This is a genomic window from Micromonospora sicca (genome assembly GCF_003172935.1).
In the GTDB taxonomy this organism is placed as follows: Bacteria; Actinomycetota; Actinomycetes; order Mycobacteriales; family Micromonosporaceae; genus Micromonospora; species Micromonospora sicca.
The window spans coordinates 1-12,630 of sequence record NZ_QGKS01000300.1 but is presented as its reverse complement, the minus strand read 5'-3'; the positions used below and the strand labels follow the sequence as shown (position 1 = coordinate 12,630).

Sequence of the window (12,630 nt, the reverse complement as noted above, 5' to 3'; positions counted from 1 at the left end):
CGCGGCCGCCGGCCCGGTGAGCACCAGCGGGGAGCTGCAGTCCGGGGCGTACGGGGTGGCCGCGCCGGTGCTCGGCGTGCCCGGGCTGGAGGCGAGCGTCGGCGTGGTATCGCTGGCGCCGCTCGACGTCGAGGTCGTCGGCCCCCAGGTCACCACCGCCGCCACCACCATCGCCACCGCCCTCGGCTGACGGAGCGGGTGCTCGCTGGCCGACACCTCGGCGACGTGGCGGTATCAGTGCGCCCAGATGCCGCCATGTCGCCGAAAAGGCGTGCGTGCCCGACCGTGAACGCCGGGTCAGGCTTTCGCCGGCACGAGACGGGCCAACACCTCGGGCAGGGCGGCCAGGGTGGACACCTCGGTGTCCGGAGCGAGGCCGGGCGGTCGGGGCAGCCCGGGTCGGTTCAGCCAGACCGCCCGGAGTCCCGCCCGCTGCGCCGCGGCCACGTCGTGTTCCGGCGAGTCCCCCACGTACACGATCCGGTCAGGGGGCAGCCCGGCGGCCGCCACCACCGCGGCGTAGAACTCGGGCGCCGGCTTCTTCGGCAGGCCGTTCTCGTGCGCGTAGAGCTCGAAGGAGAACTCGCCGGCGAGCCCGCAGCGTTCGGCGCGGCTGTTGCCGTTGGTGGCGAAGCCGAGCAGGTGGCGCCGCCGCAACGCGGCGAGCGCCGGCAGCGCGTCGGGGAACGGTCGGGTCAGCGCGAAGCGCCGGGCGAAGAAGAGGGCGGCCAACTCGTCGAGGTGGTGGTCGAGCCCGGCCCGGGCGAGCGACCGGGCCAGCGCGGCCCGCCGGATCTCCTGCACCGGTGCGGCGCTGAGCGCGCCGAACACGGCACCCCAGTCCGCCTCCAGGTCCGCGAGCCGGACCGCGGCGGCCGCCGGGGTCCGCCGCCGCATCTCCTCCAGTACGGCGACCAGCGCGCCGGTGACCGCCGGGCGCAGGTCGAGCAGGGTCTCGTCGGCGTCGAAGACGACGGCGGTCGGCGGGTCGAGGGGCGGTTCGCCGGCTGCCGCCGGACGGGGTGGCGGCATGCTCACCGCTCGGTGGCCAGGGCCGGCTCGGCCGGGTGCCCGGGCCGCTCCGGCTCGGGCGTGGCGCGCAGCTCGTCGACGCGGACCACGGCGACGCCGGCGACGATCAACGCGCCGCCGACGAGCTGGACGACGGTCGGCAGTTCGTTCAGCACCAGCCAGGCGATGAGCACGGCGAACATCACCTCGGTCAGCCCGACGAACGACGACAGCCGCGCCCCGAGCAGCCGCGCCCCGGCGATCCCGGTGAGGTACGCGACCACCGCGGCGATCAGCGACAGGCCGGCGATGGGCACCAGCCAGCTCATGCGGTGCCCGGCGAAGCTGACGTCGGCGAGGCCGGCCCGCAGCGGCAGCACCCCGACCGCGCCGAGCAGGAGCAGGACCAGGGCGCCGACGGCCATCCCGCCGCTGGCCATCACCACCGACGGCAGGCGGTCGTCGACGTGGCCGGCGATCACGAAGTAGCCGGCCAGCCCGACCCCGGCGCCCAGCCCCCAGAGCACCCCGACCGGGTCGAGCCGGCTGGCGCCGGCCAGGTCCAGCACGAACACCAGCCCGCACAGGGCGGTCACCGATCCCGCCACGGTCAGCGCCCGGGGCCGCTGGCCGTGGACCAGCCACATCCAGCCGACCACGAGGACGATGCCCAGGTATTCCAGCAGCAGCGCGACGCCGACCGGCAGGTAGCGGACCGCGTTGAAGAAGCACGCCTGGGCGAGGGCCACGCCGAGCAGTCCGAACACGACGACGGTGCCGGCGTTGCGGCGCAGCACGTCCCACCGGCCGCGCAGGGCCAGCAGGGCCGGCACGGCGAGGACCAGCGCGGCGATGCCGACCCGGGCCACCACCACCGCCTCGGCCGACCAGTCCCCGGTGATCAGTGGGCGGGCGAAGGTGCCCGAAGTGGCGAAGGTGAGAGCGGAGAGCAGGGCCAGGCCGAGGCCGACTCCGGGCCGTTCACGCATCGGTACACTCCTTGGCCCGCCGGCCGGTCATGACTCAACTGGGTTACGCTCATGACGCTAGGCTGGCACCCTGACAGGAGTCAAGTTGCTCTTCGCCCATGACACCGAATGCGGGCTGACCGCCACGGCGGCGTTGGTCAACACCGCCGGCCCCGATCGGGAAGGGCTGCCCGACGTGGCCGCCCTGGACGACTTCTTCACCGCGCACTCCTGGACCGGCCGGCACGAACACACCGAGGCGGAGCTGCGGTCGGTCCGCGACCTCCGGCCGCGGCTGCGCCGGATCTGGCACGCGGACCCCGACGAGGTGGTGGCGATCGTCAACGGGCTGCTCCGCGAGTCGAACGCCCTGCCGCAGCTCATCCGGCACGACGACCAGCCGTACCACCTGCACGCCGTGCCGCGCGACGCGCCGCTGGCGATCCGGATGGCCGTCGAGGCGGCGATGGCGCTGGCCGACCTGGTCCGCAGCGGCGAGCTGAGCCGGCTGCGGATCTGCGACCACCCGGACTGCGACAACGTCCTGGTCGACCTGTCCAAGAACCGGTCCCGCCGGTTCTGCGACGCCGGATGCGGCAACCGGGCCGCCGTCAGCGCCTACCGCGCCCGCAAGGCCGCGACCCGCTCCTGACCGCGTGATTCACCCGGTCTGCGGCAGGTGGCGGTGTCCCGGGGGCCGGAAACCGCGACCTCCCGCATCCGGCGTGGATCAAGCGGTCAGGGATGGGTCATCCGGAGCAGGTCGAGGGCCTCGTCCAGCTGGGTCTCGGAGAGCTTGCCGGAGTCGACGTGGCCGCGGGCGATGACCACCTCGCGGATGGAGATCTGCTTCGCCAGCGCCTCCTTGGCGATCGAGGCGGCCTCGTCGTACCCGAGATGGCGGTTGAGCGGGGTGACGATCGACGGCGAGCCCTCCGCGTACGCGAGACAGACCTCGGCGTCCGCGACCAGGCCGACCACCAGGCGGTCCGCGAAGAGCCGGCTCGACGCGGCCAGCAGCCGGATCGACTCCAGCAGGTTGCGGCCCATCACCGGGAGCATCACGTTCAGCTCGAAGTCGCCCTGCGAGCCGGCGAAGGCCACCGTCGCGTCGTTGCCGATCACCTGCGCGCAGACCTGCCGCATCGCCTCCGCGACCACCGGGTTCACCTTGCCGGGCATGATCGACGAGCCGGGCTGGAGGTCGGGGATGCGCAGCTCGCGCAGGCCTGCCCGGGGACCGGAGCCCATCCAGCGGATGTCGTTGGCCATCTTGTACAGCCCCACCGCGACGGTACGGAGCTGGCCGGAGGTCTCCACCAGCGCGTCCCGGGCGCCCTGCGCCTCGAAGTGGTTGCGCGCCTCGGTCAGCGGCAGGCCGGTCGAGGCGCGCAGCCGCTCGATCACCGCCGCCGCGAAGCCGAGCGGGGTGTTGATGCCGGTGCCCACGGCGGTGCCGCCCAGCGGCAGCTCGGCCAGCCGGGGCAGCGCCGCCTCCAGCCGCTCGACGCCGTAGCGGACCTGCGCGGCGTAGCCACCGAACTCCTGCCCGAGAGTGACCGGAGTGGCGTCCATCAGGTGGGTCCGCCCGGCCTTGACCACCGTCTCGAACTCGACCGCCTTCTCCTCCAGCGCCCCAGCCAGGTGCCGGAGCGAGGGGATCAGATCCTCCACCACGAACTGGGTGGCGGCCAGGTGGATCGACGTGGGAAAGACGTCGTTGCTGGACTGCGAGGCGTTGACGTCGTCGTTCGGGTGCACGGGGCGACCCAACTCCCGGCTGGCCAGGGTCGCGATCACCTCGTTGGTGTTCATGTTGGACGAGGTGCCGGAGCCGGTCTGGAAAATGTCCACCGGGAACTGGTCGTCGTACCCGCCGGCGGCCACATGCGCGGCGGCGGTGGCGATCGCCTCGGCCACCTCCGCGTCGATCACGCCCAGCTCGCCGTTCACCTGGGCGGCGGCGCCCTTGATCTGGGCCAGCGCCTTGATCTGGGCCGGTTCCAGGCCCCGGCCGGAGATCGGGAAGTTCTGCACCGCGCGCTGGGTCTGCGCCCGCCACAGCGCCTCGGCGGGCACCTCCACCTCGCCCATCGAGTCGCGTTCGATCCGGTAGCCCGCTGCCTCTGGAGTCGTCACGCGTACCATCCTGCCGCGCCCGTCGCGGGCTCGCAGATGATCGCTCAGTCCAGCGCGGCGATCAGCCGCTCCACCTCGTGCCGGTCCGGCGACTCGACCTGCCGGAACAGCGTCAACGCCCGGAGCCAGTGCGACCGGGCGGCGGCCGGATCGGTGTCCCGCAGACAGCGGGCGATCCCGTCCAGCGCCCGGGCCTGCTCATAGCGGACGCCCAGCCGGGTGGCGTCGGTGAGCACCCGGCGGTGCAGGTCCAGCGCACTGGCCGCGTCCCCCTGGTGGAGCATGGCCCGGGCCAGCAGGTTCCGCGAGGCGCACTGCCCGATCCGGTCACCCGCGTCGCTCATCGCCACCAGCGCCTCCTGGTGCAGGACGGCGGCCCGTGCGGGACGAGACTCCTCCTGCTCGATCATGCCCAGTTCGTTGAGCAACTCGCCCACGCCGGCGCGGCTACCCGACTTGCGCTTGAGGTACAGCGCCGCCCGCAGCAACCGGCGGGCCGGCCCGGCGTCGCCCATCCGGTGCCGGGTCATCCCCACGTTCGCGACCCCGTGCGCCAGTTGCCGGATGTCGTTGGTCTGGCGGGCCAGCAGGAGAAGCTGTCGGCCGGTGCGCAGGGCGTCGTCGTATCGGCCCCAGTTGAGCAGAGCGAAGCTGAAGTTGTTCAGCAGGTTCGTCAGCTCGTTGGACTCGTCCGGACCGCCGATCAGGGCCAGGGCGGCGTCGAAGTTCTCCTTGGCAAGACGGTAGTCACCGTTGGCGGCGTAGGAGGCGGCGAGGTTCCACAGCGTGCTGCGTACCTCCCGGCCCAGCCCGAGCCGGCGGCGCAGGCCGAGCGCCACCTCCATCAACCGGATCGCCTCGGGGAACCGGGCCAACCGGTAGTACGCCGAGGAGAGGTAATTCAACATCACGGCCGCCGCCGGATCGTCGCCCAGCCCTTCGGCGACGCGGAGCCCGATCGTGTGCGTCTCGATCAGCTCGTCCAGGTGCCCGCCGTCGAAGTTGGCTCGCCAGCAGGCCCGCGCGAGTTGCCAGCAGTGCCGCGGCAGGCCCTCCGCCTCGGCCAACCGCACGAGAGCGGTCAGCGTGGCCCGGTTCTCCTCGAACCAGCCAAGCCCATTTGGAATGGCGGCCGCGACCAGGTCCGGCCGGGCGGGCGCGGTGAGTCGCAGGGAGTTGCGGCTGGCCGCCGACTCGATCCTCCAGGCGATCGCGGCGGCGGAGTCCAGGTGATGGTCGAGCAGCCGGCGCAGGGCGGCCTGGCGCTCGTCAGCCCGCTCGGGGTCGGCCAGCAGCCCGCGGGCGTACTCCCGGATCAGGTCGTGCAGCCGGTACCGGCCCGGCTCCACCTCCTCGGCCAGGTGCACGTCGACCAGCTCCTCGAGCACGTCCTGCACCTCGGGCAGGGAAAGCTCCGCGAGGGCGGCGGCCACGGGAGTGTCGAACCGTACGCCCGGATGCAGGCCGAGCAGCCGGAACACCCGCTGAGCCGACGGCGAGACCTGGGCGTACGACAGGGTGAAGGCCTGCCCCACCGAGCGCTCCCCGGCCACGAACTCCGCCAGCTGGTCACGACTCGAGGCCAGCCGGTCAGCCAGGTCGGCGATCCGCCAGCGGGGCCGGTGCGCCAACCTGGCGCCGGCCAGGCGGATGGCCAACGGCAGGTGACCGCAGCGGCGGACCACCTCGGCGGCGGCCTCCGGCTCGGCGGCCACCCGCTCCTCGCCGGCGACCCGACCCAGCAGCTGCACGGCCTCGTCGGCGTCGAGCACCGGCAGGGACGAGGGCCGGCCCTCGTCCAGTCCGACCAGCCGGCGACGGCTCGTGATCAGCACCAGACAGTCCGGCCCGTTCGGCAGCAGCGGCATCACCTGCGCGGTGCTGGCCGCGTTGTCGAGCACCACCAGCGCCCGCCGGCCGGCCAGCTCGGTACGCCAGAGCGCCAGCCGGTCGTCCAGGTCGAGCGGCACCCGTTCCGCCGGCACGCCGAGCTGACGCAGCAGCGTGGCGACCGCCGCGGCCGGCGTCAGCGGGGTGCGTTCGCTGTGCCCGTGCAGGTCGATGAAGAGCTGCGCGTCCGGGTAGCGCGGTGCCAGGGCGGTGGCGACGTGCACCGCGAGGGTCGTCTTGCCGCTGCCCGCCATGCCGTCGATCTGCTGGATCCGGACCGCGTCCTCCTCGATCTCCTGCACCAGCCGGGCCACCGCCTGCTGCCGGCCGGTGAAGTCATTGATCGCCCGGGGCAGGCAGCGGACCGCCGCGACGGGCGCCTCCCCGGATCCCGTCAGGGCCAGATCACCCGCGAGCACCCGCTGGTGCAGCTCCTGCAACGCCCCGCCGGGCTCGATCCCCAGTTCCTGGGCGTAGATCCGGCGACCCTCCCGGTAGACGCCGAGGGCGTCGGCCTGCCGACCGACCGCGGAGAGGGCGAGCATCAACTGGCCCCGCAGCCGCTCCCGCAGCGGATTCTGGTCGATGCTCTCGGTCAGCTCGTCGATCAGGTCGGCGGCTTGTCGCAGCCGCAACTCGACGTCGACGCACTCCTCCAGCACGGAGAGCCGCTGCTCGTCGAGCAGCTGGGCACGCCGGCGCACGCTCCGGCTCGGGATGCCGCTCAGCGCCGGGCCGCGCCAGAGGGCGAGCGCGGCCCGGTAGTGCCGGCGCCCCTCGGTCGGCTGCCCGGCGGCGACGGCGGCCCGGGCGGCCTCGACCTCCCGGGCGAAGACCTCGGCGTCCAGGTCGGCCGGCTCGGTCCGGACGCCGTACCCGACCGGGTCGGTGACGATGATCTCCGGCGGCAGTCCGAGTGCGGCGAGGCGCTGTCGCAATCGCGACACGCAGATCTGGAGCTGGGCCCGGGCGGTGGCCGGGGGTTGCTCCTCCCAGACCGCGTCGACCAGCTCCTCGGAGGAGACCACCCGACCGGCGCGCAGGAGCAGCATGGCGAGCACGACCCGGTCCCGGCCTGCGGTGACGGTGGCTTCACCACCGCCGACCCGCAAGGGTCCCAGGATCCCGAACCGCATCTGCGCCCCCGCACCCCGTCTGTGGAAATTCCAGCAGCGTAACCCGCCGGTAACTGATCGCCCCGCGCAGGCGATAGCGATGTGATAGCGAATCGACAGCGGCGGAGTCGACACTCGTGCCGGGTTGTCGGTGACGACATCCGACGGGGGCGGTGCGCCCGGCCGAATCACCCGGCCCGGGCGCACCGATGTCGAATGGGCACCAGACGACGAAGGGGCGCCGGGCCTGCTGCCCGGCGCCCCTTTCGCATCCGCGGGCCTCAGCGGCGGCCGACCGTCAGCACCGGCTTGGTGACCTCGGCGAAGAAGTCGTTGCCCTTGTCGTCGACCACGATGAAGGCCGGGAAGTCCTCCACCTCGATCTTCCAGACCGCCTCCATGCCCAGCTCCGGGTACTCCAGGACCTCGACGTGCTTGATGCAGTCCTGGGCCAGCCGGGCGGCCGGGCCGCCGATCGAGCCGAGGTAGAAGCCGCCGTGCTGCTGGCAGGAGCGGGTCACCTGGGCGGACCGGTTGCCCTTGGCCAGCATCACCTGGGAGCCGCCAGCGGCTTGGAACTTCTCCACGTACGCGTCCATCCGGCCGGCCGTGGTCGGGCCGAACGAGCCGGAGGCGTAGCCCTCGGGGGTCTTCGCCGGGCCGGCGTAGTAGACGGCGTGGTCGCGCAGGTACTGCGGCATCGGCTCGCCCGCGTCCAGCCGCTCGGCGATCTTGGCGTGGGCGATGTCCCGGGCCACGACGAGCGGGCCGGTCAGCGACAGGCGGGTCTTCACCGGGTACTTCGACAGCTCGGCGCGGATCTCGTCCATCGGCCGGTTCAGGTCGACCCGGACCACCTCGGTCGCGTCAAGCTGCGTCTCGGTGACGTCGGGCAGGAAGCGCGCCGGGTCGGTTTCGAGTCGCTCCAGCCAGACGCCCGACGGGGTGATCTTGGCGACCGCCTGGCGGTCGGCCGAACAGGAGACGGCGATCGCCACCGGGCAGGAGGCGCCGTGCCGGGGCAGCCGGACCACCCGCACGTCGTGGCAGAAGTACCGCCCGCCGAACTGCGCCCCGATGCCGAAGTTGCGGGTCAGCTCCAGCACCTCGGCCTCCAGCTCCAGGTCCCGGAAGCCGTGCGCGCTCATCGAGCCGGCGGTGGGCAGGGCGTCCAGGTACTTCGCCGAGGCGTACTTGGCGGTCTTCAGGGCGTACTCGGCGGAGGTGCCGCCGATGACGATGGCCAGGTGGTACGGCGGGCAGGCCGAGGTGCCGATCAGCCGCAGCTTCTCCTCCAGGAACTGCATCATCCGCGTCGGGTTCAGCAGCGCCTTGGTCTCCTGGTAGAGGTACGACTTGTTGGCCGAGCCGCCGCCCTTGGCCATGAAGAGGAACTTGTACGCGTCGGGGTGCCCGTCCGGGTCCTCGGCGTAGAGCTCCACCTGGGCGGGCAGGTTGCTGCCGGTGTTCCGCTCGTCCCACATGGTCAGCGGGGCGAGCTGGGAGTAGCGCAGGTTCAGCTTCGTGTACGCCTGGTAGACGCCGCGGGAGATGGCCTCCGCGTCGGCGCCGTCGGTGAGGACGTGCCGGCCACGCTTGCCCATCACGATCGCGGTGCCGGTGTCCTGGCACATCGGCAGCACCCCGCCGGCCGCGATGTTGGCGTTGCGCAGCAGGTCCAGCGCGACGAACCGGTCGTTCGGCGAGGCCGCCGGGTCGTCGATGATCGACCGGAGCTGGGCCAGGTGCGCCGGACGGAGGAAGTGGGCGATGTCGTGCATCGCCTCGGCGGTCAGCGCGGTCAGCGCGGACGGTTCCACGGTGAGGAATCGACGGCCCCCCGGGCCGTTGACGACATCGACGCCCTCGTCGGTGACCAGGCGGTATTCCGTCTGGTCGGGACCGGTTGGCAGCAAGGGGGCGTACGAGAACGCGGCGGCACTGCTCATGGACGAAAAGCCTAGGGCAGGCCGGTCGATCGGTGGCACCCGCCGGGTGGGTCCTGGGACGCCGCTCTCACCGGCTGCCGTCGGCCCCGGCGCAGAGTTCCCGCTTCGGGCCGCAACTGCCCTCGTCGGACGGGGGTTGCCAGGTGCCGCCCGGGTTCGGGCCCGGGAGGCTGCCGCCCTCCTCCGGCGGGGGCGGCACGGAGCTGCCGGCGCCCCAGCGGACGTACCCGATCTCCCGCCCCTCCCCGATGATCATGCCGGTGCGGCCGACCGCCAGGGCGTTGGCCGAGGTCCGCAGGACCGCCAGCTCGCGGCCGGTACGCGGGTCGACCGCGATCAGCCGGGACGGCTTCTCCTCGGCGATCACCGCCGCATACGGGGTGAGCGCCGCGCCGCTCTTGCCACCGGCGGCCCGGGTCCATCTGGTCCGGTCCACCGACAGCTCCCGGCCGAGGACGGACCGCTTGTCGGCGCTGCGCACCAGCGCGTACCGGTCGTCGACGGCGAGCAGCTTCTCCCCGTCGCCGCCGACCTGGAGCAGCCGGCCGTCGTACCCGTCGAGCACCGCCTCCCGGCCGTCCGGGCCGACCCCGATCAGCACGTTGCGGGCGCCCTGGGGGTCCTCCCGCTGCACGCACCCGGCGTAGTCGGCGGTGCGCAGGTTCAGCCCGGCGCGCCGCCACACCTCCTGCCCGGTGGCCGGGTCCTGGGCGGCGACGGTGAAGTAGCAGGTGCCGTCGCGGGAGGTCGCGGTGATCCGCAGCAGCCGGCCACCGATCACCGCCAGCCGTTCCTCCCGGCCGGGCTGGACGTTCTGCAGCACCCGGCCGGTGGCGGTGTCCACCACGTGCACCCGCCCGTCGACCGGGAAGCCGAGCAGCGGCGGGACGGACTCCGGGCCGGCCACCCCGCCGTCGATGCGCGGCGCGGTGAGCCGGCGGGTGCCGAGCAGGTCCGGGTTGTCGGCGAGCAGGCCGCTGTGCACGCCGGGCAGGAAGGCGGTCCACAGTGGCCGGGTGCCACGCGGGTCCCAGGCGCTCAGCGTGCAGTCGGTGGGCTCGACGCAGCGGACGTCGAGGATCGCGTTGCGGTACGTCCAGACCGCCACCGCGTCGCCGTCCCGGCGGCGTACCGCCCCGGTGGTGGGGTCGAGCAGCTCGTACCCCTTGACCAGCAGCCTGCCCACGGCGACGACCGGGTCCCGGTCGCCGCCGGCCACCGCGGACCAGTCCGCCTTGTGCTCCCAGAGCTGGGTGCCGGTGGCCAGGCTGCGCGCCTCCACCCGGGTGCGCTGCTCGACGATGACGGTGTCGGCGGCGATGGTGACGCTCTTCGGGGTGCCGCCGACCCGCTGCTGCCAGACCACGTCCGGCTCGGAGATCGGCTGGCTCCGGTCGACCCAGTCCCACATGGCCGGGAACGGGTTCCACACCCCGGTCGAGGCGAGCACGACCACGGTGATGAGCCCCAGCAGCAACCAGCCGCGTACGCCAAGGCCCTTCACACCGCACACGGTAGCGACGATCACCGGCCGCCCGACCCCCCGCAGTGCCGTGTCGCCGCGCTTTCTTCGCCCGCCGCCGTGTCATGCGCCGGACGGGCCCCCGCGCACGGCCGAGCGGACGAGGGGCAGCGCGCGGTACGGGATCTGCTCGGCCAGGGCGATGATCGTGGAGGCGCGGGTGATGCCCGCCGAGGAGACGATCTGGTCGATCACCCGCTGGAGGTCGGTGTTCGAGCGGGCCACGATGCGGCAGAGCAGGTCACTGGAGCCGGTGATGGTGTGCGCCTCCAGCACCTCGGGGATGGCGGCCAGGTGCGCGGTGACCGGGTCGTGCCCGTGCCGTTGGCTGATCTCCAGGGTGACGAAGCTGGTCACCCCGAAGCCGATCGCGGCCGGGGAGATGTCCGGCCCGAAGCCGCCGATCACCCCCCGCTCGACCAGCTTGTCCAGCCGGGCCTGGACGGTGCCCCGGGCCACCCCGAGCCGCCGGGAGCACTCCAGCACCCCGATCCGGGGCTCCGCGGCGAGCAGTTCGATCAACCGCACGTCCAGGTCGTCGAGCTGTACATCCTGACCAGCGTTCATGGGGTAACACCCTACCGAATGCGCAACCTGACCAGCATTTCGGCGAAGGGTTGCCCAACCAGGCGGCACGCAGCGATCCTCGCCACAGGAGCAACCAACGGCGGCCCACGAGGCCGGCCGGTACGCAAGGGAGGCCACCATGACCCAGGCGATCGACCGACCGACGGACGAGGTCGACGTCGACGCGCTCGTCGGCGCCGTCGACCACGACATCAGCCGCGACCCGTTCCCGGTCAAGGGCCTCGACCACGTGCACTTCCTGGTCGGCAACGCCAAGCAGGCCGCGCACTACTACTCCACCGCGTTCGGCATGACCTGCGTGGCGTACCGGGGGCCGGAGCAGGGCTACCGGGACCACGCCCAGTACGTGCTGACCAGCGGCTCGGCCCGGTTCGTGCTGACCGGCGCGGTCCGCCCCGACGCCGAGGGCGCCGAGCACGTCGCCAAGCACAGCGACGGCGTCTCCGACATCGCGCTGGAGGTGCCGGACGTCGACGCCGCGTACGCGCACGCCACCGCGCAGGGCGCGACCGGCCTGGTCGAGCCGCACGACGTGAGCGACGAGCACGGCATCGTCCGGCTGGCGGCCATCGCCGCGTACGGCGACACCCGGCACACCCTGGTCGACCGGTCCCGCTACACCGGCCCGTTCCTGCCCGGCTTCGTGGCCCGCGGCGCGATCGTGGACCGGCAGCCGATGATCGACGCCGGCATCCAGCCGAAGCGCTTCTTCCAGGCGGTCGACCACGTGGTCGGCAACGTCGAGCTCGGCAAGATGGACGAGTGGGTGGAGTTCTACAAGCGCGTCATGGGCTTCAGCAACATGGCGGAGTTCATCGGCGACGACATCGCCACCGACTACTCGGCGCTGATGAGCAAGGTCGTCGCCAGCGGCACCCGCAAGGTGAAGTTCCCGCTGAACGAGCCGGCCATCGCCCGCAAGAAGTCGCAGATCGACGAGTACCTGGAGTTCTACCAGGGCCCGGGCGCCCAGCACATCGCCGTGGCGACCAACGACATCCTGGCCAGCGTCGACGCCATGCGCGCCGCGGGCGTCGAGTTCCTCGACACCCCGGACTCGTACTACGACGACCCGGAGCTGCGCGCCCGGATCGGCAAGGTGCGGGTGCCGATCGAGGAGCTGAAGGCCCGCAAGATCCTGGTCGACCGGGACGAGGACGGCTACCTGCTCCAGATCTTCACCAAGCCGGTGCAGGACCGGCCGACCGTCTTCTTCGAGCTGATCGAGCGGCACGGCTCGCTCGGCTTCGGCAAGGGCAACTTCAAGGCCCTGTTCGAGGCCATCGAGCGGGAGCAGGAAGCGCGCGGCAACCTGTAACACTGTCGGCGTGACGCAGCCTTCCCCGAACAGCACGCCGCCGCCCGCCGGGCCCCCGCCCGCGGGCGGCGGCTTCGCACCGCCCACCGGCGCCGCCCCCCTGCGGTACGCCGTGCCGGGGCAGCACACC

9 protein-coding genes and 1 pseudogene are annotated in these 12,630 nt (G+C 72.9%); 3 read left to right on the top strand and 7 right to left on the bottom strand.

From position 1 onward, the window contains the following. Window positions 1–190, top strand: a pseudogene (locus DKT69_RS25120) (IclR family transcriptional regulator); the annotation flags it as partial. 107 nt (window positions 191–297) lie between these two features. Here DKT69_RS25120 and DKT69_RS25115 read toward each other — a convergent pair. Both DKT69_RS25115 and DKT69_RS25110 read right to left on the bottom strand, forming a co-directional pair. Beyond that, window positions 298–1,032 carry an HAD family hydrolase gene (locus DKT69_RS25115; RefSeq protein ID WP_109803971.1) on the bottom strand — a complete coding sequence of 245 codons (735 nt, stop codon included), beginning with the start codon at window positions 1,030–1,032 and terminating at the stop codon, window positions 298–300. Between the two features lie 2 nt (window positions 1,033–1,034). Continuing rightward, the gene (locus tag DKT69_RS25110) at window positions 1,035–2,000 is read right to left on the bottom strand and encodes an EamA family transporter (RefSeq protein ID WP_109803970.1); all 966 of its coding nucleotides are present in this window, start codon (window positions 1,998–2,000) and stop codon (window positions 1,035–1,037) included. An 85-nt stretch (window positions 2,001–2,085) separates the two neighbouring features. Here DKT69_RS25110 and DKT69_RS25105 point away from each other — a divergent pair, with 85 nt between their 5' ends. Beyond that, window positions 2,086–2,631, top strand: coding sequence for a CGNR zinc finger domain-containing protein (locus DKT69_RS25105; RefSeq protein ID WP_109803969.1), 546 nt, complete (start codon window positions 2,086–2,088; stop codon window positions 2,629–2,631). 86 nt (window positions 2,632–2,717) lie between these two features. Here DKT69_RS25105 and DKT69_RS25100 read toward each other — a convergent pair whose 3' ends face one another. From DKT69_RS25100 to DKT69_RS25080, 5 genes are all read right to left on the bottom strand, one after another. Continuing rightward, complete coding sequence (locus DKT69_RS25100) at window positions 2,718–4,127, bottom strand: class II fumarate hydratase (RefSeq protein WP_201749847.1); 1,410 nt, start codon at window positions 4,125–4,127, stop codon at window positions 2,718–2,720. Between the two features lie 35 nt (window positions 4,128–4,162). Further along, window positions 4,163–7,144, bottom strand: coding sequence for an AfsR/SARP family transcriptional regulator (locus DKT69_RS25095; protein ID WP_109803967.1), 2,982 nt, complete (start codon window positions 7,142–7,144; stop codon window positions 4,163–4,165). A 260-nt stretch (window positions 7,145–7,404) separates the two neighbouring features. Next, window positions 7,405–9,072 (bottom strand): fumarate hydratase, encoded by a 1,668-nt coding sequence (locus tag DKT69_RS25090; RefSeq protein WP_109803966.1) that lies wholly within the window; start codon window positions 9,070–9,072, stop codon window positions 7,405–7,407. Between the two features lie 67 nt (window positions 9,073–9,139). Next, window positions 9,140–10,534, bottom strand: coding sequence for an outer membrane protein assembly factor BamB family protein (locus tag DKT69_RS25085; RefSeq protein WP_109803972.1), 1,395 nt, complete (start codon window positions 10,532–10,534; stop codon window positions 9,140–9,142). A gap of 123 nt (window positions 10,535–10,657) precedes the next feature. Beyond that, window positions 10,658–11,161 carry an Lrp/AsnC family transcriptional regulator gene (locus tag DKT69_RS25080; protein WP_109803965.1) on the bottom strand — a complete coding sequence of 168 codons (504 nt, stop codon included), beginning with the start codon at window positions 11,159–11,161 and terminating at the stop codon, window positions 10,658–10,660. Between the two features lie 139 nt (window positions 11,162–11,300). Between DKT69_RS25080 and hppD the strand changes: the two genes are divergently transcribed. Beyond that, window positions 11,301–12,500: a 4-hydroxyphenylpyruvate dioxygenase gene (gene hppD / locus DKT69_RS25075; RefSeq protein ID WP_109803964.1), complete on the top strand. Its 1,200-nt coding sequence runs from the start codon at window positions 11,301–11,303 to the stop codon at window positions 12,498–12,500. Window positions 12,501–12,630: the final 130 nt, after the last annotated feature.